This window comes from Streptomyces sp. B5E4, from assembly GCF_039871555.1.
In the GTDB taxonomy this organism is placed as follows: domain Bacteria; phylum Actinomycetota; class Actinomycetes; order Streptomycetales; family Streptomycetaceae; genus Streptomyces.
Window position 1 is genome coordinate 16,598 of record NZ_JBDPMI010000017.1, and the last position, 19,781, is coordinate 36,378.

Here is a 19,781-nt window from a genome sequence, read left to right on the forward strand (position 1 = left end):
GTCCGTGCCCGCTCTCTTGACGCCCGTTCTCCGGACCGTCACCATCCAGCCCAATGGGAGAGCGCTCTCCCGCTCTCCTCCCCCACCCCCAGGAGGCCCTCGATGAGGAGATCGCGCCTCTACGCCGTACTCCTGCCGGCCCTGGCCCTGGCCCTGTGCGTCACCGCACTCGGCACCATCGCCGTCACCGGCGAGACGGCCGGCGCCCGCACCGGCGCAGCGGCGGCGGCCGACACCGGCAACGCGGCTCACGCCGCACACGCCGGCCATGCCCGGCCCCGCCCCGTCGCCTCCGGCGACGACCCCGACGGCGACGGCTACATCCCCGCGGAACCGCCCGTCACCGGCGTCGTACCGTCCGACAAGGAGCCGCCCCACCGCTACTTCCACGAGTTCCAGGCCAACTGCTCGGTCACCCACACCAAGCCGGACGACCCCATCGTCTACCCCGGTCAGCCCGGCAGGTCCCACGACCACACCTTCATGGGCAACGACTCCACCGACGCCCACAGCACCACCGCCTCGCTCGGCGCCGGCGGCACCGAGTGCAAGGCGCCCGGCGACAAGTCCGGCTACTGGATGCCGACCGTCCTCAACGGCGGCGAGCCCGTGCTGCCGGTCGGCGAGCAGGTCATCTACTACAAGGCCGGCGTCACCGACTACACCAGCGTCCGCCCGTTCCCCAAGGGTCTGCGCTTCGTCGTCGGCAGCCCGCTGCAGAGCGCCGAGGAGTTCCGCAACCACCCGGGCTTCGTGGAGGGCTGGGAGTGCGGCGAGAGCTACTTCAACGTCGACATCCCCGCCACCTGCCCCGGCTCCCGGGACACCCAGCTCAACATCCGCATGCAGGCGCCCAGTTGCTGGGACGGCCGCTATCTGGACACCCCCGACCACAAGAGCCACATGGCGTATCCCGTGGTCAAGGCCGGTACGAACAACAACGTCTGCCCGCAGAGCCACCCGGTCGCGCTGCCGATGATCGAGTTCAAGATGGCGTTCCCGGTGAACGGCGACATGTCGCGGGTCGCGCTCTCCAGCGGCCGCGGCTACTCCTTCCACTACGACTTCATCAACGTCTGGGACGACGCGACCCTCAAGGCGCTCGTCGACCACTGCGTCGTCGGCGCGCTCCAGTGCAACGCGCGCGGCTACGACGAGACCCACCCCGAAGCCGGCGCCGCCCTCGACGAGGACTACGAGCTTCCCTGACCCCCCACCGCTGGAGGATTCCTTCCCATGCACCCCCGACCCCCCGCACCCCCCGGCGCGGCGAGACCCCGGCGCGCCGGGGGCCTGCCCGCCGTCCTCGCCGCCGGCGCCCTGCTGGCCGGCCCGACGACCGCGCTCCCGGCCGCGGCACAGCCGGCCCCGGAGCCCGCGCCCGCCTCCGCCCCTGCCGCCGCTCCCGACCCCGACGCCGCAGCCGCGAGCGTCGTCAAGGTCACCGGCTCGCAGGGCGCGTGGCAGCTCACCGTCGACGGCCAGCCGTACACCGTCAAGGGCCTGACCTGGGGCCCGCCCGTGGCCGAGGCCGCCGCCTCCATGCCCGACGTCGCGTCCCTGGGCGCCAACACGGTACGCACCTGGGGCACCGACGCCACCACCCGCCCGCTCCTCGACGCCGCCGCCGCCAACGGCGTCAAGGTCATCGCCGGCTTCTGGCTCCAGCCCGGCGGCGGCCCGGGCAGCGGCGGCTGCGTCGATTACGTCACGGACACCGCGTACAAGAACGACATGCTCGCCGAGTTCCCCCGCTGGGTCGAGACGTACCGCGACCACCCCGGGGTGCTGATGTGGAACGTCGGCAACGAGTCGGTCCTCGGCCTGCAGAACTGCTATCAGGGCGCCGAGCTGGAGCGCCAGCGTGACGCGTACACCGGCTTCGTGAACGAGGTCGCCAAGCGCATCCACCAGGTCGACCCGAACCACCCCGTGACCTCCACGGACGCCTGGGTCGGCGCCTGGCCCTACTACAAGCGCAACGCCCCCGACCTCGACCTGTACGCGGTCAACTCCTACGCCGCCGTCTGCGACGTGCGCGCCGCCTGGGAGGCCGGCGGCTACGACAAGCCGTACATCGTCACCGAGGGCGGCCCGCCCGGCGAGTGGGAGGTCGAGGACGACGCCAACGGCGTGCCCACGGAGCCGTCCGACGTCGCCAAGGCCGAGGGCTACGGCCGCGCGTGGGACTGCGTCACGGGCCACCGCGGCGTCGCGCTCGGCGCCACCCTGTTCCACTACGGCGTCGAGAACGACTTCGGCGGCGTGTGGTTCAACCTCACCCCGGACAAGCAGCGGCGGCTGTCGTACTACGCGGTCAAGGAGGCGTACGGGCGCGACACGAGCGGCGACAACACCCCGCCGGTGATCTCCGGACTGCGCGTCGCCGACCCGGGCGCGGTGCCGGCGGGCCGGGAGTTCACGCTCTCCGCGAACATCGCCGATCCGGACGGGGACACGCTGACGTACGGGGTGTTCGTCAACAGCAACTACATAGACCAGGACAAGGCGCTGCGGCCGGCGCAGTTCCGGCGGACGGGCGACGGGACGTTCGCGGTGACGGCGCCGGACCGGCTCGGCGTGTGGAAGGTGTACCTGCGCACGGCGGACGGCAGGGGCAACGTCGGCATCGAGACGCTGTCGGTGAAGGTCGTCCCGCCGCCGGTCGACGGCACCAACGTCGCCCAGGGCAGGCCGTCCACGGCCTCGACCGAGCAGACCGACGCCTACGGCGGCTGCCCCTGCGAGGCCGGCGACGCCACGGACGGCAGCTACGCCACCCGCTGGGCCAGCTCGTGGGCAGACCCGCAGTGGCTGCGCGTCGACCTCGGGGAGCGGACGACGTTCACGCACGTCCAGCTCGCGTGGGAGGCCGCCTTCGCCAGGTCGTACACGATCCAGGTCTCGGACGACGGGCAGAACTGGCAGACGGTGTACGAGACCGCCGCGGGCAACGGCGGGATCGACGACCTGGAGGTCTCCGGAACCGGCCGCTACGTGCGGATGAACGGCACCGCGCGGGGCACCGGATACGGGTACTCGCTCTACGAGTTCGGCGTGTACCGCTGATCGATCAACCGTTGGAGAGCGGTTTCCGGCGCGTGCTATAAAGGCGCGTATGGGCCGACCGCCGACGCTTGAGGACGTGGCCCGGGTCGCCGGAGTGTCCCGGGCCACGGTCTCGCGCGTGATCAACGGCACCCGGAACGTCGACCCCGCGATCCAGGAGACCGTCCGCGCCGCCGTCCGCACCACGGGCTACGCGCCCAACAGCGCGGCCCGCTCCCTCGTCACCCGGCGCACCGGCGCGGTGGGCCTGGTGATCTCCGGCGCCGGCGAGGGCGGCGACGAGTCCGCGTACCGGCGCCACGTCTTCTCCGACCCCTTCTTCGGCCGCGTCGTCGACGGCGTGATGGGCGCGCTGCGCCCGCGCGGCATGCACCCGATGCTGATGCTCGCGGAAACGGCGGACGCCCGCGAACAGGTCGTCGCCCACCTGCGCCAGGGCATCGCGGACGGCGCGCTGCTGGTCTCCACCCACGGCGAGGACCCCCTGCCGGGCATGCTCACCGCCGCAGGCGTCCCGACGGTCCTGTTCGCCCGCCCGGCCCGTCCCGTCCCCGCCGGCTACGTCGACCTGGCCCACCGCGACGGCGCCCGCCTGGCCGCCGAACACCTGCTGTCCCGCGGCTGCCGCCGACCGGTGACGATATGCGGCCCCCTGGACGTACTGGCGGGCCAGGAGCGACTCGACGGCTTCAACCAGGCGATGGCCCGCCACGGACACGCGTACGTCCCCTGCGCGGAGGGCAACTTCACGGCCGCCAGCGGCGAGCAGTCCATGACCCGCCTGCTGCGCGAACACCCCGACCTGGACGGCGTCTTCGCGGCGAACGACCTGATGGCGCGAGCGGCAGCGCAGGTCCTGCGGGAACAGGGCAGAAGGGTCCCGGAGGACGTGGCGGTGATCGGCTTCGACGACAGCAGCGCGGCGACGTCGACGCACCCGGAGCTGACGACGGTGCGGCAGCCGGTGGAGGAGATGGCGGGCGAGATGGTCAGCCTGCTGCTGACGGCACTGGAGTCACCGGGGGCGAGGCCGCGGTCGGTGATCTTCGAACCGGAGCTGGTGATACGGGAGTCGGCGTAGCGGGGCTTGAGCTTGGGGGTGCCGGGGACTGAGTCCGGGGGGGGCGGGTGCCCGGTTGGCAGAGGACCCCGAGCCGGGGGGCGAACGGAGTCGGCTGGCCCGGCGGGCGGCAGGTGCTGGGCAACGGGGAGCGGCAGCCGGTGCGGGGGGCCCGGTTGGCGAACTCCCCGGGCTCCAGGGAGGCGGCGTCGGGGTGGGCGGTCTCGCATGTGAGCCGGCCGACGTGGGTTTTGGAGCATCGGGCCCCCTCGAAGGCCAACCGCCTCCCACAACAACCGGGCTCCGAATTCACCGGCGATCTCCGGGACAACCCAGCGGGACGGCCCTCGGTCTCCACCCGAACCGTGCCCGGAGGACGGACGACCACCGCACGACGCGCGCAACTGGGCGAGCACCACACCCCAGCGGAGAAATCAGGCCGTAACTCGCGGTAACACCCCCCATCCGACCCGATTCGGCCCCCGAGGCCGGACTTTCGCCCACCCACGTGCACCCACCCGCCTGCCCTCCGGGAATGACGCCACCGCCCCAAGCGACCACAGGGGCCGGCCGAGTTTCCTCCACGTCGATCCGCAGCCCCGGGATCCGGAAACCGCAGGGCGGCAGAGCGCACGCCACCGCGACATACTCGCGGTAACCCGCCTTCAAAACCGCCTCAAAACGCCCACGGGATCGAACTTTCGCCCATCGCCGCGCACGCACCCGCCTCAGGCACGCGAACCGCCATCGGGACCGCGCCGAGCGAAGACAACCGCGACGAACTCGTGGTAACAGCTCCGGGGAAACAGGGCAAATCACCCAGCGAGGCCGACTTTTACGCAACGCCACGCGCCCAGCCGCCGTCCGGATCGGTTCACCGCAGCCCGCGGCGCAGGGGCGGAGAAACCGGGCTCAACTCGCGGCACTCCCCGGCGATCCAGGTCGCACCGGGTCCCGGAGGCGGAACTGTGTCCCGCCATACGTACGCACGGTGCCGGCGGCCCCAACGGGCCCCCGGCACCGCTCGCCCGAAGCGGGGCCAGCCCGCGCACGGACCTCGCGCCGACCCCGTACGACGCCTTCACCTGCGGATGGCCCTGGGCCGCCCCCCTGCAATGCTCCACTCCCTTGGCCCCGTACCGGGCCCACCCCACGAACACCCCCGGACCTCAGCCCCGACGCCGCCCACTCCGCGAACACCCTGGGCCCAGCCCCGGCGCGGCCCGGCCTCGCGAACACCCGGGGGCCTCAGCCCCCATGCCGTCCACCCCCACGAACCCCCGGGGCCCAGCCCCGCGGCGGCCCAGCCCCGGCGCGTCCGGCCTCACGAAGCGCCCGGGGACTCAGCCTCAGAACCGCCCGCCCCCACGGCCGACCGCCGTCACCAACTCCGCGACCGTGCCGCCCCACGAACAGCCTCCAGCGTCAGGCCGTCACCGCCCCACGCCCGCGCACCACACCGACCCCGGCACCCTCCGCCGACGCGGCGCCCGTCCCCAACCGGGCTGCCTCGAACCCGCGTTGCGTCCACCCGACGGCCGCCCGGGCCGAAGCGCCCGGGCGGCGCGTTCGCGTACCGCCTCAGCGCTCCCGCAGACGCGGATCCACCACCCCCGCGCCCTCCTTGGCGATCTCCGCCCAGAACTCCACCGCCAACTCCTCGAACCGCAGCCCGAATGCCAGGGCCGCGGCCTGCGGAGCCTCGAACCGTGCGCCGGCCCAGTCGGAGACGGAGGGTTCGGGTATCGCCGCCAGGATCGCCTCGTACGCCGCCAGCTTGCGCCGGTGCGCCGCCAGTTGCGCCTTTGCCAGCCGCCGCACCGCGGCCGCGCCGGACCCGTCGGGCCCTCCGCCCCGCTGGAAGTACAGCCGCAGAAGGCCCTCGTCGCGGATGTCCGTCGCCTCCTCGGCCGGGCCCGTGAGCCACGCGGCCAGCGTGTCCCGCCCGGCCTGCGTCAGCACCAGCGTCCGCCGCCTGCGCCCGCTCTCCTCCCGCTCCTCGGTCACCAGCCCGCGGCGTACGAGCCGGGCGGCCTCCGCGTAGATCTGCGAGCGCGGGAAGTCCCAGAAGTGCCCGACGCTCTGCTGGATCTCGCGATCGAGCGCGTACGGGGTGGCGGGGCCCGCCTGGTCGAGGAGGCCGAGTACGACGTAGGCGCTGGCGGAGAGCGACGGCATGACATCTCCCGGTCTGGACGGTCTGAACCTCGGCGTTGCACACCCGGCTCCGAAACCGGAGCATCGAAACAGTACAAGCTGCACGTTTCAATGTGACGATCGGAGTCCGTGATGGCAACCGCCACCCGCCCCGACAATCCCTATCTGGAGGGTAACTTCGCCCCCGTCGCCGACGAGTTGAGCGTCGCCGGCCTCCCGGTCACCGGGACCCTGCCGCCCGAGCTGAACGGCCGCTTCCTGCGGATCGGCCCCAACCCCGCGGCGTACGAAAGCGGCGTGGGACACCACTGGTTCATCGGCCGCGGCATGGTGCACGGCGTGCGGCTGCGCGAGGGGCGCGCCGAGTGGTACCGCAACCGGTTCGTCCGCGGCGACAGCCCCGGGGACTCGCCCAACACCAACGTCCTCGCCCAGGGCGGCCGGCTCCTCGCCCTCGTCGAAGGCGGCGGTGCGCCCGTGTCGATCGCCCCGGACCTGAACCGGATGCGGACCTGGGACTCCGACGGCGCGCTGCGCGCCGGCTTCACCGCCCACCCGAAGATCGACCCGGTCACCGGTGAGATGCACGCCGTCACCTATCTGCTGGATCCCGGTTCCGACCACCTGCGCTACGTCGTCGTCGACGCCACCGGCACCACGACGCACAGCGCCGATCTGCCCGTACCGGGCGTGCCGATGGTCCACGACATGGCCCTGACCGCCACCCGCGTCGTCGTGCTGGACCTCCCGGTGACCCTCTCGGCCGAGGCCGCCGGCCGCCTCGCGGCGGGCACGCCGCAGAGCGGCGACGCGCTACCGATGCGCTGGAACGACGAGCACCCCTCCCGGGTGGGCGTCCTGCCGCGCGGCGGTACGGCGGCACGGATCAGGTGGTTCGACGCGCCGCGCTGCTACGTCTTCCACGTCCTCAACGCCTACGACGCACCCGACGGCTCGATCGTCATGGACGTCGTCCGCTACGACACGGTGTTCCGCGACAGGTTCCGCGGCCCCGCCGACGGGCTGCCGGCCCTGGCCCGCTGGACCGTCCCGCCGCACCGGGGCGCCGTCTCCGAGCAGATCATGTCCGACCACAGCATCGAATGGCCCCGGATCAACCGGGAACTGACCGGGCGCGCCCACCGCTTCGGCTGGTTCGGCGGCGTCGGTCCGGAGAGCCTGCGGCTGTCCGACGACGTCGACCGCGACCGGGGCGGCAGCTTCGAGCCCGGACCGCTGGTCAAGTTCGACACCGTCACCGGTGCGTCCGCGGCCCACCACTTCGGCGCCGGGCGGGTGACGCAGGAGCCGGTGTTCGTGGCCCGGCCGGGGGCCGCGGCGGAGGACGACGGGTGGATCCTGTCGGTCGTCTACGACGGCAACACCGACCGCAGCGAACTCGTCGTGCTCGACGCCGCCGACGTCGCGGCCGCGCCCCTCGCGCGCGTACACCTGCCGCGGCGCGTCCCCTTCGGCTTCCACGGCAACTGGGTCTTTGACGACGAGATCGGCGCTCAGCCGCCCGCCGTCCTGCCGGCGGCCTAGCAGGAAGGGGGCCCGCCGTCCCCGGACGTGGACGGCGGCCGGCCCGGTCCGCCGCCCCGCGGACCGGGCCGGCACCCGGGGCGCCTCCGGTCAGGAGCTCCAGTCCTGCGGTGCCTGCCTGGTGGTCGCGTTGAGCCGGTTGAACAGGTTGGTCACGGCGATCGTCAGCACGAGGGCCGCGAGGCCCTTCTCGTCGTAGTGCCTGGCGGCCTCGTCCCAGACCGCGTCGGGCACCGGGTCGCTGCGGTCGGCCATCCGCGTCGTGGCCTCCGTCAGCGCCAGCGCGGCGCGTTCCTCGTCGGTGAAATACGGCGCGTCCCGCCAGGCGGCGACGGATGCGAGCCGCTCCTCGGTCTCGCCGCTCTTTCGGGAGTCACGGGCCCCGGAGGCGACACACGAGCTGCACCCGTTGATCTGGCTGGCGCGCAGGTGCACCAGGTCGAGCGTGGTTTTCGGTACCCCGCCGGAAAGGGCCGCCTTGTAAATGTCCCCGACGGGCCGCATGGCATCGAGAATCATGGCGGGATTCTGAATTCGCGCTTGCACGATTATCACTCCTGATGGAAATTGCGTGACGCCGGTTCCGGCATGCACACTGCTACGACGTCTGCCGGCCGGCGGGTGTGACAGCGGCCCGCCGCAGAGGCAAAGGGGATGATGGTAGGCATGTACGAGAGCGAACTGCTGGCCGGCAGGTTCGAGGAGAAGCGCCCGCGGCTCCAGGCCGTCGCCCACCGCATGCTCGGTTCCGCCGAGGAGGCCGAGGACGCGGTGCAGGAGGCGTGGATCAGGCTGCAGCGCGCCGACGTGGAGTCCGTCGAGAACCTCGACGCCTGGCTCACCACCGTCGTCGGCCGCGTCTGCCTGGACGTCCTGCGGGCCCGTACCCGCCGCGCGGAACTGTTCGAGGAACTGCTCGACCAGCACTCAGAGGCCCCGCCCGCCGCCCCGGCCCACGAGGCCGCCGACCCGGAGGAGGCGGCGATGCTGGCCGACTCGGTGGGCGAGGCCCTGCTGGTCGTGCTGGACACGCTGGAGCCGGACGAGCGGCTGGCCTTCGTGCTGCACGACATGTTCGCCGTTCCGTTCCCCGACATCGCCGCGGTCATCGAGCGCAGCCCGGCCGCCACCCGGCAGCTCGCCAGCCGGGCCCGCCGCCGCGTCCAGGGCGCGTCGCCGCTGCCCGACCTGCGGCGTCAGCACAAGGTCGTGAGCGCCTTCCTCACCGCCGCCCGCAAGGGCGAGTTCGACCGGCTGCTGGAGCTGCTCGCGCCGGACGTCGCGATGCGGGCCGACGCCACCGCGGAGGGCATAGGCGCACCGCAGGCGACGCACGGGGCGCAGATGGTGGCGAAGATCTTCTCCGGCGGTGCGCAGGAGGCGCGACTCGCGCTGGTCGACGGGGCCGTGGGCGCCGTGTGGTGGGCGAAGGCGCGCACGATCGTGGCGTTCGGCTTCACCCTGGAGGACGGCAGGATCACAGCGATCGACCTGGTGGGCGAGCCGGGGCGGCTGGAGGAGCTGGACATCGCGGTGCTGGAGTAGCCGGGGCCGGGGGCGCCGCCGGGCGGGGAGAACCGCCCGGCGGCGCCCTGTCGACCACTGTGGGCGACGACACCCGTTCGGTCGCGCCTATTCGGCTCCGTCAGCGACGTAGTCGATGCGGTAGATCCCAGCGTCCGTGTTGGTGCTGCCGCGGCCGACGCCGCTGCCGGCGCCGAAGTCGATGACGTAGAGCGAGCCGTCGGGGCCGAAGGTGGCGTCGAAGGGCTGGATCCAGCTCATGCCCTCGAATACCGGGTCGATCGACTGCAGCTCGCCGTCCGCGTACGAGAACGTCTTGAACCACTTGCGGGTCAGCTCGTAGTTGAACCACTTGCCGTCGTACGACTCGGGGAACTTCGTCGCGCTGTCGAGGTCCGGGTCGAAGTCGTACGCCGGGCCGCCCATCGGGCCGCCGCCGCCGGAACCGAGCTGCGGGAATTCGGCGGAGGCCGCGTACGAATACCAGACCTGCGCGGCGGTGGCGGGCGGCAACTGCGTCTTGCCCGTGTTGTTCGGCGAATTGTTCACCGGCGCGGCGCAGTCGAACTTCCCGCCGGAGGTGCCGGCGGCGAAGTCGTAGTCGTTGAACGGGATGTTGTCGCCGACGCAGTACGGCCAGCCCATGTTGCCGGCCCTGGAGATCAGGTTGTACTCGACGATGCCCGCCGGGCCGCGGTTCGCGTTCGCCGTGCGGGCGTCGGGACCGTAGTCGCCGACCATCAGCGCGTCGGTCGCGGGGTCCACGGAGATGCGGAACGGGTTGCGGAAGCCCATCGCGTAGATCTCCGGACGGGTCTTCTTCTCACCCTTGCGGAAGAGGTTGCCCTTGGGGACGGTGTAGGTCCCGCCCTTGGTGGGCTTGATGCGCAGCACCTTGCCCCGCAGGTCGTTGGTGTTGGCGGCGGTGGCCTGGGCGTCCCAGCCGTGCCGGCCGGCGCGCTCGTCGATCGGGCTGAAGCCGTCCGACTCGAAGGGGTCGGTGTTGTCGCCGGTGGCGGCGTACAGGTTGCCCTTGCTGTCGAAGGCCAGGGAGCCGCCCATGTGCACGTTGGCGCGGCCCTCGCCGCGCCAGGTGGGGAGGGACAGCAGCACCTTCTGCGAGGTGGGGTCGAGCCGGTCGCCCTTGAGGGTGAACCGGGAGATGTTGACCTTCTTCTCGGCCTTGTCGGAGTGCATCACGTACAGCCGGTGGTTCTGGGCGAACGCGGGGTCGAGCGCGAGCCCGATCAGCCCGTCGGACTGGGTGGTGAACTCCAGCGGATAGTCGAAGTCGTACGCGGTGGTGACCTCCCGCGTCTCCTGGTCGACGATCTTCAGCTCACCGGTGCGCTGCGCCCACAGCACCCGGCCGTCGGGCGTGACGGCCAGCTCGAACGGGTCGGCGAGGTCGGAGTCGACCAGCGCGGTGCGGGTGAACCCGGCCGCGTTCGCGGCGGACGCGCCGGTGGGCTCGGGTGCGGCCACGGCGGAGGGCGTCGCCACCAGTAAGGCGGGCAGGACGGTGAGCGCGGCGACGAGGGACAGGGGTTTGATCGGACGGCTCATGAGGCTCCCAACGGTGGAGGCGGTACGGCGGGACGACGGTCCCCGCCTGCTCGTCACTTGCCATAGACCTCGATCACGATGTTCCGGAACGAGACCTCGTCCCCGGTGCCGTGGTTCTGCAGCCCGATGTGGCCGGGCCCGAGCCGGCGTTCGGGGACGGTGTCGGTGTAGTCGTTGATCCGCACGCCGTTGAGCTCCACGGTGAGCCGGTCGCCGTCGACGCGCAGGTCGTAGGTGTTCCACTGGCCGGGCGGCCTCAGCGCGGCGTCGCGGGCGGCGATGTCGGGCGACTGGAACCCGTACACCGAGCCGGTGGTGCGGTCGGGGGAGTCGGTGGCGTCGATCTGGACCTCGAAGCCGCCGTTGCGGATGGCGGGGTCGTCGCCGGCCGGGAAGCCGAGGTGGACACCGGAGTTGTCGTCGCCGGCCATGCGCCAGTCGAGGGTCAGGTGGTAGCCGGTGCCGAACTCCCGGCCGGAGTACCAGAGGAGCCCGAGCCCGCCGTACGAGGTGAGCGCACCGTCGTCGAGCGTGAACCCGCCGGGCCCGGCCTGGCTCCAGCCTTCGGTGCCGGTGCCGTCGAAGAGGACGAGGCGCTCGGCGGCGGTGGGCGGAGTGGAGGTGGCGGGGGCGGCGTGTGCGGGGGCGGGGGCGGCGGCGAGGAGGCAGCCGGCGGCGGCTGCGACGAGGGCGGCCCGGCGGGGGATGCGGCGGTGGGGGGTGGGCACAGTGGTACTCCTGAGATCGCGAAGAAAGCGCTTTCCTGACTGTGCTCTGTCAACGTAAGCCCCATGCCGCCCGGGGTCAACGCCCCGGTACGTACCGGAAGTCGAGGGGGCGCCGGGGCCACCGCTCCGCGCCCGCGGGCGGCAGCGGCCGTCGGCGGCGAGAGGGGACCCCAGTGGTCAGACCGCCGCGGGAGCGTCCGAGGGCATGGCCGGCCGGCTCGCCGGCCACCTCACGCACGCGGAGAACCAAGGGAACTGCCGCAGATCGACGCGACGTTGACGCTGGAGCAGTGGGAGAACTACGGCCTGGCGCACTCCGGCGGGACGGGCGCGAAGCCGCCGCGCCTGATCCCCCGGGTCCTCGACGCCGCGGACGAGGAGGTCGTCAGCACGATGCCCGGGGTGATGCCGGAGCACGTGAAGGCGAGGCACCACGAGCAGAGGGAGCCCGGGTACGCGTCGGCGGACAAGGGGAACGCCGGAACCTGAGAGCGGCCCGCACCCGGCGGCCGGCGGACCGAAAGTGGCGTGGGCCCCGCGCCGGGGCTCCACGCCACTTACCGCTCGTGCTTCCTGCCTCGTTCGTCATACGCCGTGCGGCGCACGACGCGCGGCGGACGACCGGCGCCGGACGACCGGCGCCGGACGCCGTGCTTCGGACGCGGTCCTCCGCGCAGGCTGGGGGCCGTTTGCGGTCAGTCGGCCGCCAGGCCGTCGCGCAGCGCCCTGGCCACCGAGATCAGGCGCTTGGCCTGCACCGCGGCCGCGCCGCGCGTGATGTCGTCGACGGGGTGGCCCGGCGAGGCGACATGGCTCGTGCCGTACGGGTTGCCGTCCTTGTGCTTGGCCGGGTCCGTGTAGCCGGGAGCGACGACGATCCCGCCGATGTGGTGGACGGTGTTGTACAGCGAGACGAGCGTGGTCTCCTGCCCGCCGTGCGCCGAGGCGCTGGCGGTGAAGCCGCTGAACGCCTTGTCCTGCAGCTCGCCGCGCAGCCCGGGCCCGGCGAGGGTGTCGATGAAGTACTTGAGCTGGGCGGAGATGTTGCCCCAGCGGGTGGGGCTGCCGAACAGCACGCCGTCCGCCCACAGCACGTCGTCGGGCGTGGCCTCGGCGATGTCCTGGGTGGCGTCCACGTTGGCCTGCCAGCCGGGCTTGTTGTTGCCCGGGGCGAGTTCGGCGAACTCGCGGACCCGGCGCAGCCGCACCTCGGCGCCTGCCTTCTCCGCCTCCTCCGCGAGGGTGCGGGCCATCTCGGTGACCGTGCCGGTCGCGGAGTAGTAGATGACGCTGATGTTCACCGGATTCGTCACTGCGGTTTCCTTCCGTCTGCGCGTTCGGCGGCGGTTCCGATGAGCCGGGCGCACGGCGGGCGGATCGGCGAGGCCGCGTTCGGCACCGGCCGGCACTCCCCGTTCGCCGTGCCCCGAGCGTCAGTTGTCTTCGTACTCGCCCCAGAGCTTCACGACTTCCGGCTGCGACCGGTAGAAGGACAGGAGCTTGTAGTACTCGCCGTCGGGCGAGGAGGCGACGTAGCAGATGAACATGCGGGCGGCGCCGGCGTCGGCGGAAGGGGCGATCTTCGCGAGCTGATCGATCTTCGGCGCGAGCTTGTTGGTGACGGACTTCGGGTCCGGGGTCATCGCGCTGAAGGAGATGCGCTGGATCTCCGACGTGTCCCACCGGAAGGTCACGTAGAACCCGCCGGCCTGCCCGCCGAGGCGCAGCAGGTCCTCACTGGGCTCGGGCAGACCGAGGTCGCTGAGGACCGCCCGGATGTTCTCGGGCACGAGGTAGCCGTCGGCGGTCTTGAGGTAGACGTTGAAGGTCTTGTGCTGGTAGTCCATGCCGGTGAGAGCGACCTGGTCGTCCACGCCGTGGCGGACGAAGAAGTCGATGTTCTCACCGAGGGCGCGGGGCGCGGTCGGGATGTCGACCAGCTTCCGGATGTCCTGGAGGTCGTCCGGCGGGAAGAACTGGAACGTCTTGGTGAAGCCGCCGACCACGCCGAAGTCCACACCGTAGTTGTCGATGGGACAGCGCTCGGAGATGTCGGAGCTGAGCGTGCCGATCGGGTGGTCGGTCCGCGGCATGAGGCCGTTCGACGTGGCGATGTCGACGGTGTCGACCCCGGGCGGGATCATCGTGAGGCGGCAGCTGAGGTCGTTCCCGCGGCGTGCGCTGGTCTCGACCCGGAAGGCGACCGCGGAGACGGGGACCACGCTCTCGTACGCGGTGAGGATGGGCATGACCTTGCCCCGGTCGCAGGGCACGTCCAGCTGCCCGGCCGACTCCTCGATGACCGAGTAGAGTTCCTCGATTTCAGCTGTTTCGGGCATGTATCCCCTTAGCTTCCAGATCCAGGGCCGCGTGCCGCGCACGCCAAGGTCACCTAAAGTTCGAATGTGGCCACTGTACGTAACGAGTAAGTGCTGGTCCGCACGTGGAATTCTCAGTCGAGGCGCTTGGCCCGCGCTATCGGACGAGTTGACGTTGACTTGGCGCGCCCGAAGCCTAGCCCGCGTGCGGAGGGACCATCCGGTGCTTGCTCTCTTCCACCGCGCCGGGGGGCGATTTCACGCCGCGGCATCCGGGGCGCGGCGAGGACCGGCGCGCGCACGGCTCCGGCCGGAGGTTCCCCCGATGCCATCCGCGCGTGTCAGGACTGCCGCCTACGTGATCCGCGGCCGGGCCGGCGGGCCGGAGTTGCTCGTCTTCGATCACCGGGACCATCCGGAGGCGGGGACTCAGGTGCCGGCCGGGGTGTGGAGGCCGGGGAGTTGCTCGCCGACGCCGCGCTGCGGGAGATAGCGGAGGAGACCGGGGCGAGGGGGGGGTGACGTCGGGGGCGGCGCTGGCCGTGCAGCAGAGTCCGCATCCGCACACCGGGCAGCCGCAGGTCACCGTGTACTTCCGGGCGGAGACCGCCGAGACCCGGGACGACTGGATGCACACGGTCGTCAGCCGGGATGAGGATCAGGGCATGGTCTTCCGGTGTTTCTTCGTCCCCCTGGCGGGGGCGGGCCGGCTGCTGGCCGGGGATCAGGGGGAGTTCGTCGGGCTCGTGCGGTAGGCGGCGGCTTCCGCCCGCCCCGCTCCCGCCCGCCTCACCCCTCGGGGGAAGTGGCCGACGTACTGTATGAGCCCCCGCCAGGAATGGAGCGCCCCATGCCCCAGGAAGTACGAGCCGTCGTCGCGCGTGCGAAGAACGAGCCGGTGGAGATCGCCACCGTCGTCGTGCCCGACCCCGGGCCCGGGGAGGCGGTGGTGGCGGTGCAGGCGTGCGGGGTGTGCCACACCGACCTGCACTACCGCGAGGGCGGCATCAACGACGACTTCCCGTTCCTCCTCGGCCACGAGGCCGCCGGTGTCGTGGAGGCCGTCGGCGACGGCGTCACCGAGGTGGCGCCCGGTGACTTCGTGATCCTGAACTGGCGTGCCGTGTGCGGCCGGTGCCGGGCGTGTGAGCGCGGGCGGCCCTGGTACTGCTTCGACACCCACAACGCCACGCAGAAGATGACCCTCCAGGACGGCACCGAGTTGTCGCCCGCGCTGGGCATCGGCGCGTTCGCGGAGAAGACCCTCGTCGCCGCCGGCCAGTGCACGAAGGTCGACCCCGAGGCGTCCCCCGCCGCGGCCGGGCTGCTCGGCTGCGGGGTGATGGCCGGTCTGGGCGCCGCGCTGAACACCGGCAACGTCGGCCGCGGCGACTCCGTCGCCGTCATCGGCTGCGGCGGCGTCGGCGGGGCCGCCGTCATGGGGGCGCGGCTGGCGGGCGCCGGGAAGATCATCGCGATCGACGTGGACGAGCGGAAGCTGACCACCGCCACCGGCCTCGGCGCCACCCACACCGTCGACGCCCGCGCGACCGATCCCGTCGAGGCGGTACGGGACCTCACCGGCGGCAACGGCGCCGACGTCGTCATCGAGGCGGTCGGCCGCCCGGAGACGTACAAGCAGGCGTTCTACGCCCGTGACCTCGCCGGCACCGTCGTCCTCGTCGGCGTGCCCACGCCCGAGATGACGCTGGAGCTGCCGCTGCTCGACGTCTTCGGCCGCGGCGGGGCGCTGAAGTCCTCCTGGTACGGCGACTGCCTGCCGTCCCGCGACTTCCCCATGCTCATCGACCTCTACCGGCAGGGCCGCCTCGACCTCGACGCCTTCGTCTCCGAGACCATCGAACTCGACGGCGTGGAGGCCGCCTTCGCCCGGATGCAGGCCGGCGACGTGCTGCGCTCGGTGGTGATCCTGTGAGCCGCGCCCGCATCGACCACCTGGTCACCTCCGGCACGTTCTCCCTCGACGGCGGCACCTGGGACGTCGACAACAACGTGTGGATCGTCGGCGACGACACCGAGGCCCTGGTCGTCGACGCCGCCCACGACTCCGACGCCATCGCCGCCGCCGTCGGCGACCGCCGCGTGACCGCCATCGTCTGCACCCACGCGCACGACGACCACATCGACGCCGCCCCGGCGCTGGCCGCCAAGACCGGCGCGCCCGTCCTGCTCCACCCCGACGACCGGGTGCTGTGGGACATGACCCACCCCGACCGCGCCCCGGACGCCGCCCTCGCCGACGGCCAGACGCTGCCGGTCGCGGGCACGGAGCTGACGGTCCTGCACACGCCGGGCCACGCGCCGGGCGCCGTCTGCCTGTACGCCCCGGACCTGGGCACCGTCTTCACCGGCGACACCCTCTTCCACGGCGGCCCGGGCGCCACCGGCCGCTCGTACTCCGACCGCCCGACGATCGAGGCGTCGATCCGCGCGCGGCTGCTGACGCTGCCGCCGGAGACGGTCGTACGGACCGGGCACGGCGAGTCGACCACGATCGCGGCGGAGTCGGCGGGCGCCGAGGGGTGGTGACGGCCTGGGGATCCGGGGGTACGGAACGGGCGTCCCCCGGTGCGCCGTCGACCACGGCGCACGGCCCCGGGCGCCGTTGACCCGCTCCGGGGGTCCCGGCATGCTCATGGCCGGGACATGCCACCCCACGTCACTCCATCCCCCACTGGAGGTCTCCCATGCCGTCCCGCCCCACACGCCGCGCCGTCCTCCTCGGCGCCGCCGGCTTAGGCGCAGCCGGCGCCGCCGGCATCGGCACCGCAGGCATCGGCACCGCCCACGCCGGCCCGCCGCGGCCCGCCCGCCCCCTCGCCCGGCGCCCCCTCTACCTCGGCACCTACGGCCAGGGCATCCTCGCCTGCACCTACGACACCGCCACCGGCGCCCTCGCCGCGGCCGACGGCGGCTTCGGCGACGTCACCAACCCCGACTTCCTCGCCCTCTCCCCCGCCGGCGACGTCCTCTACTCCACCGTCGGCGGCGGCGCCGAGGGCGGTGTACGGGCGTACGCCATCGGCGCGGACGGCGCACTCAGCGCCCTCGGGGGCGTGCAGTCCACCGGCGGCGCCGGGGTCACGCACCTGTCGGTGCACCCCGGCGGCGGGCATCTGCTCAGCGCCAACTACAGCAGCGGCAGCGTCGCCGCGCACGTCATCGAGGCGGACGGCAGCGTCGGCGAGCGCACCGGCTTCGTCCAGCACTCCGGCTCGGGACCCGACCCCGACCGCCAGGAGGGCCCGCACGCGCACCAGATCGTCACCGACCCGGCCGGCGGCTTCGTCTACGCCGTGGACCTGGGCACCGACTCCGTCCACACGTACGCCCTCGACCCCGGCAGCGGCGCGCTGTCGCCGGTCTCGGAGGTGAAGTCCGTGCCGGGCGCCGGCCCGCGGCACATGGTCTTCCATCCCCGGGGGACGCACGCCTACGTGGCCAACGAGCTGGACAGCACCGTCACCGCGTACGCCCACGACGCGGCGACCGGCGGGCTGACCCGGCTCGCGAGCCTGCCGACCCTCCCCGACGACGTGGACCCCGGTGGCAACTACCCCGCGGAGATCACGATGTCGGCGGACGGCCGCTTCGTCTACCTCTCCAACCGGGGCCACGACAGCGTCGCGCGCCTCGCCGTGGAGGACGACGGCGAGGCGCTGAGCCTCGTGGACACCGTGCCCTGCGGCGGCAACTGGCCGCGGCACATCACGCTGTCGCCGGACGGCGCGCTGCTCTACTCGGCCAACGAACGGGGCCGCACCATCGGCGTGTTCACGGTGGACGCCGGAACCGGCGCGCTCACGCCCTCGGGCGAGCCGTTCGTGACGGCGTCCACCGGCTGCGTCCTGCCCACCTGAACGCGGCCGGCCGGCCCGTGGGCCCGTCACGCTGGGTCACCTCGTGACGGGCCGCGCGGGCTCCGGCGCCGCCTCCGAAGCCCGTACGCGCCGGACGCCACGATTCGAACCAGGAATCAAACACGTCCTCACACCCCGACCAAGGCGCCCGAGAGGTCGGGCGTGTCTTGTATGTCGCCTTTCCTGTGACGAATCCACAAGTAGACGCCAAGTTGCCCCCTGTTGGCGGCCAAGTCCGCCGCCCCACACTGTCGGCGCGCGACCCCGGGCGGCCCCCGCCGCCCCGCCGTAACCGAACGTGACGCCGGTCTGGGTGGAGGGCCTCATGAGCCAGATTCCGAACCACAAGCGCGGCCTGTATCTGGGTACGGTGCCGGAGCGGGCCGCGGCAAAGCACGGCGGCACGCTGCTCACCCTCGACCACGACCTCGACGCCCTGCCCGAGGCCGGCCGCAGGCTGACGGTGGCCGAGGTGGCGGTCTTCGCCGCGGATCTGGCGAACCGGCTGGCGGCGGCGGGCGTACGGGCCGGGGAGCACGTCGTCGTCTACAAGCGGGCCAACTTCGACGCCTGGCTGCTCGCCACCGCCGCCGCCCGGCTCGGCGCGGTCCCCGTCATGCTCTCCCCCGCCCTGCCCGCGCCCACGGTCGCCGCCCTCCTCAGGCGCCTGCACGGCCCGCACCGCCCCCACCTGCTCACCGACGGACCGAAGCTCGCCGAGCTGGCCGGCCTGCCCCTCGACGAACTGGCCACCTCCGTGATCGGCGTGGCCGGCGCCGGCCGCGGCGTGGCGTCGCTGGCCCGGCTCGCCGGCTCCCCGCCCGTACCGCCGGTGTACCAGGGGCTGGACGCACCGGCGATGATCACGCACACCTCGGGCACCACGGGCGTACCGAAGCTGGTCGTCCACACCCCGCGCACCATGCGCGCCCGGCTGCGCCCGCAGCTCGTCATGCTCGCGCTGCTGCGCCGCCGCGAGACGGTCGCGGTCAGCGTGCCGTTCGTGCACTCGCGGCTGTTCGCGGCGATGTCGCTGGTGCTCATGAAGGGCATGCCGACGCTCCTGCTCAACAACCACGAGCCGGCGGACGTCGCGACGTTCTTCCTGAAGAACCGGCCCGGCCTCATCGAGGCGCTGCCCAACTCGTTCCTCGCCTGGGAGGGTCTGGCCGCCGACCCGCGCGAGCCGCTGGCGTCCGTGAAGTACTTCTCCTCCACCTTCGACGCCATCCACCCGCGCACCGTCCGCCGCCTCCTCGACGCCTCCCGCCGCCGCGCCCCGCAGTTCTTCCAGATCTACGGCCAGTCCGAGGTCGGCCCCGCCGTGGGCCGCCCCTACTTCCGCCGCGACACGCACCGCATGGACGGCCGCTGCGTCGGCTTCCCGCTGCCGGGCAGCGCCCGGGTCCGCGTCGTCCCCCGCGACGACCGGAAGGTCTCCCCCGCGAACCCGGGGTTCATCGAGGTCCGCTGGGACGGCATCGCCAAGACGTACCACGGCGAACAGGAGCGCTACGACGAGAACGTCCACGACGGCTGGTGGCGCACCGGGGACGTCGGCTACCGCACCCGCGCCGGCTGCCTGCACATGCTCGACCGCGAGATCGACACCATCCCCGGCGTCGGCTCCAGCCTGGAGATCGAGGACGCCGTCCTGGACCGTCTCGACGAACTCGTCGAACTCGTCGTCGTCCAGGGCCCCGACGCGGAACCGGTCCCCGTCCTGTGCACCCGCGACGACAAGCCCCTGGCCCCCGCCCGCTGGCGGGCGGCGACCGCCGACTACCCCCAGCTCGGCGCGCCCGTCCACCTTCCGCTCGCCGAACTCCCCCGCACCGCGACCCTCAAGACCCGCCGCGTGGAGCTGTCCCGCCTCCTCCACGACCGCCTCTGACCCCGGGGGCCGCCCGAAGGCTTCTTCCGCCACGATCCG

15 protein-coding genes and 2 pseudogenes are annotated in these 19,781 nt (G+C 72.7%); 11 read left to right on the top strand and 6 right to left on the bottom strand.

The features are described from left to right. The first annotated feature begins 102 nt into the window (after positions 1-102). The 3 genes from ABGA99_RS21540 to ABGA99_RS21550 are packed head-to-tail and all read left to right on the top strand — an operon-like array spanning position 103 to position 4,150. Entirely contained in the window at positions 103-1,209 is a 1,107-nt protein-coding gene (locus ABGA99_RS21540; protein ID WP_347583236.1) for a DUF1996 domain-containing protein, read from the top strand. A 27-nt stretch (positions 1,210-1,236) separates the two neighbouring features. Then, complete coding sequence (locus tag ABGA99_RS21545; RefSeq protein WP_347577835.1) at positions 1,237-3,069, top strand: discoidin domain-containing protein; 1,833 nt, start codon at positions 1,237-1,239, stop codon at positions 3,067-3,069. A 49-nt stretch (positions 3,070-3,118) separates the two neighbouring features. Then, entirely contained in the window at positions 3,119-4,150 is a 1,032-nt protein-coding gene (locus ABGA99_RS21550; RefSeq protein ID WP_347583237.1) for a LacI family DNA-binding transcriptional regulator, read from the top strand. A gap of 1,560 nt (positions 4,151-5,710) precedes the next feature. On the opposite strand, the gene ABGA99_RS21555 is transcribed toward ABGA99_RS21550, so the two are convergent. Continuing rightward, complete coding sequence (locus tag ABGA99_RS21555) at positions 5,711-6,307, bottom strand: PadR family transcriptional regulator (RefSeq protein ID WP_347577837.1); 597 nt, start codon at positions 6,305-6,307, stop codon at positions 5,711-5,713. Between the two features lie 111 nt (positions 6,308-6,418). On the opposite strand from ABGA99_RS21555, the gene ABGA99_RS21560 reads away from it, so the two are divergent. After that, positions 6,419-7,831, top strand: coding sequence for a carotenoid oxygenase family protein (locus ABGA99_RS21560; protein ID WP_347577838.1), 1,413 nt, complete (start codon positions 6,419-6,421; stop codon positions 7,829-7,831). 90 nt (positions 7,832-7,921) lie between these two features. Here ABGA99_RS21560 and ABGA99_RS21565 read toward each other — a convergent pair whose 3' ends face one another. After that, positions 7,922-8,350, bottom strand: coding sequence for a carboxymuconolactone decarboxylase family protein (locus tag ABGA99_RS21565; protein ID WP_347577839.1), 429 nt, complete (start codon positions 8,348-8,350; stop codon positions 7,922-7,924). Positions 8,351-8,488: 138 nt separating this feature from the next. Between ABGA99_RS21565 and ABGA99_RS21570 the strand changes: the two genes are divergently transcribed. Next, positions 8,489-9,376, top strand: coding sequence for a sigma-70 family RNA polymerase sigma factor (locus ABGA99_RS21570; protein WP_347577991.1), 888 nt, complete (start codon positions 8,489-8,491; stop codon positions 9,374-9,376). 96 nt (positions 9,377-9,472) lie between these two features. Here ABGA99_RS21570 and ABGA99_RS21575 read toward each other — a convergent pair. Further along, positions 9,473-10,792, bottom strand: a pseudogene (locus tag ABGA99_RS21575) (PQQ-dependent sugar dehydrogenase); the annotation flags it as partial. A gap of 182 nt (positions 10,793-10,974) precedes the next feature. After that, positions 10,975-11,508, bottom strand: a pseudogene (locus tag ABGA99_RS21580) (DUF1080 domain-containing protein); the annotation flags it as partial. 417 nt (positions 11,509-11,925) lie between these two features. Here ABGA99_RS21580 and ABGA99_RS21585 point away from each other — a divergent pair. Further along, positions 11,926-12,138 carry a hypothetical protein gene (locus ABGA99_RS21585; RefSeq protein ID WP_347577840.1) on the top strand — a complete coding sequence of 71 codons (213 nt, stop codon included), beginning with the start codon at positions 11,926-11,928 and terminating at the stop codon, positions 12,136-12,138. A 206-nt stretch (positions 12,139-12,344) separates the two neighbouring features. On the opposite strand, the gene ABGA99_RS21590 is transcribed toward ABGA99_RS21585, so the two are convergent. Next, on the bottom strand, positions 12,345-12,962 hold the full coding sequence (locus tag ABGA99_RS21590) for a flavodoxin family protein (RefSeq protein WP_347577841.1): 618 nt from the start codon (positions 12,960-12,962) through the stop codon (positions 12,345-12,347). Between the two features lie 120 nt (positions 12,963-13,082). Then, on the bottom strand, positions 13,083-13,988 hold the full coding sequence (locus ABGA99_RS21595; RefSeq protein ID WP_347577842.1) for an aromatic prenyltransferase: 906 nt from the start codon (positions 13,986-13,988) through the stop codon (positions 13,083-13,085). A 497-nt stretch (positions 13,989-14,485) separates the two neighbouring features. On the opposite strand from ABGA99_RS21595, the gene ABGA99_RS21600 reads away from it, so the two are divergent. The 5 genes from ABGA99_RS21600 (at position 14,486) to ABGA99_RS21620 (ending at position 19,742) form a co-directional block, all read left to right on the top strand. Next, positions 14,486-14,722, top strand: a complete 237-nt coding sequence (locus ABGA99_RS21600; RefSeq protein WP_347577843.1) for a hypothetical protein — start codon at positions 14,486-14,488, stop codon at positions 14,720-14,722. A gap of 95 nt (positions 14,723-14,817) precedes the next feature. Then, the gene (locus ABGA99_RS21605; protein ID WP_347577844.1) at positions 14,818-15,903 is read left to right on the top strand and encodes an S-(hydroxymethyl)mycothiol dehydrogenase; all 1,086 of its coding nucleotides are present in this window, start codon (positions 14,818-14,820) and stop codon (positions 15,901-15,903) included. Further along, complete coding sequence (locus ABGA99_RS21610) at positions 15,900-16,517, top strand: MBL fold metallo-hydrolase (RefSeq protein ID WP_347577845.1); 618 nt, start codon at positions 15,900-15,902, stop codon at positions 16,515-16,517. The genes ABGA99_RS21605 and ABGA99_RS21610 overlap by 4 nt, the downstream gene beginning before the upstream one ends. A gap of 158 nt (positions 16,518-16,675) precedes the next feature. Further along, positions 16,676-17,848 (top strand): lactonase family protein, encoded by a 1,173-nt coding sequence (locus tag ABGA99_RS21615; protein ID WP_347583238.1) that lies wholly within the window; start codon positions 16,676-16,678, stop codon positions 17,846-17,848. Between the two features lie 325 nt (positions 17,849-18,173). Further along, entirely contained in the window at positions 18,174-19,742 is a 1,569-nt protein-coding gene (locus tag ABGA99_RS21620; protein WP_347577847.1) for an AMP-binding protein, read from the top strand. Positions 19,743-19,781: the final 39 nt, after the last annotated feature.

Bases quoted from the DNA above. Each gene is read 5' to 3' on its own strand.
- ABGA99_RS21540 (WP_347583236.1), top strand. From the start codon at position 103: ATGAGGAGATCGCGCCTCTACGCCGTACTCCTGCCGGCCCTGGCCCTG.
- ABGA99_RS21545 (WP_347577835.1), top strand. From the start codon at position 1,237: ATGCACCCCCGACCCCCCGCACCCCCCGGCGCGGCGAGACCCCGGCGC.
- ABGA99_RS21550 (WP_347583237.1), top strand. From the start codon at position 3,119: ATGGGCCGACCGCCGACGCTTGAGGACGTGGCCCGGGTCGCCGGAGTG.
- ABGA99_RS21555 (WP_347577837.1), bottom strand. From the start codon at position 6,307: ATGCCGTCGCTCTCCGCCAGCGCCTACGTCGTACTCGGCCTCCTCGAC.
- ABGA99_RS21560 (WP_347577838.1), top strand. From the start codon at position 6,419: ATGGCAACCGCCACCCGCCCCGACAATCCCTATCTGGAGGGTAACTTC.
- ABGA99_RS21565 (WP_347577839.1), bottom strand. From the start codon at position 8,350: ATGATTCTCGATGCCATGCGGCCCGTCGGGGACATTTACAAGGCGGCC.
- ABGA99_RS21570 (WP_347577991.1), top strand. From the start codon at position 8,489: ATGGTAGGCATGTACGAGAGCGAACTGCTGGCCGGCAGGTTCGAGGAG.
- ABGA99_RS21595 (WP_347577842.1), bottom strand. From the start codon at position 13,988: ATGCCCGAAACAGCTGAAATCGAGGAACTCTACTCGGTCATCGAGGAG.
- ABGA99_RS21605 (WP_347577844.1), top strand. From the start codon at position 14,818: ATGCCCCAGGAAGTACGAGCCGTCGTCGCGCGTGCGAAGAACGAGCCG.
- ABGA99_RS21615 (WP_347583238.1), top strand. From the start codon at position 16,676: ATGCCGTCCCGCCCCACACGCCGCGCCGTCCTCCTCGGCGCCGCCGGC.
- ABGA99_RS21620 (WP_347577847.1), top strand. From the start codon at position 18,174: ATGAGCCAGATTCCGAACCACAAGCGCGGCCTGTATCTGGGTACGGTG.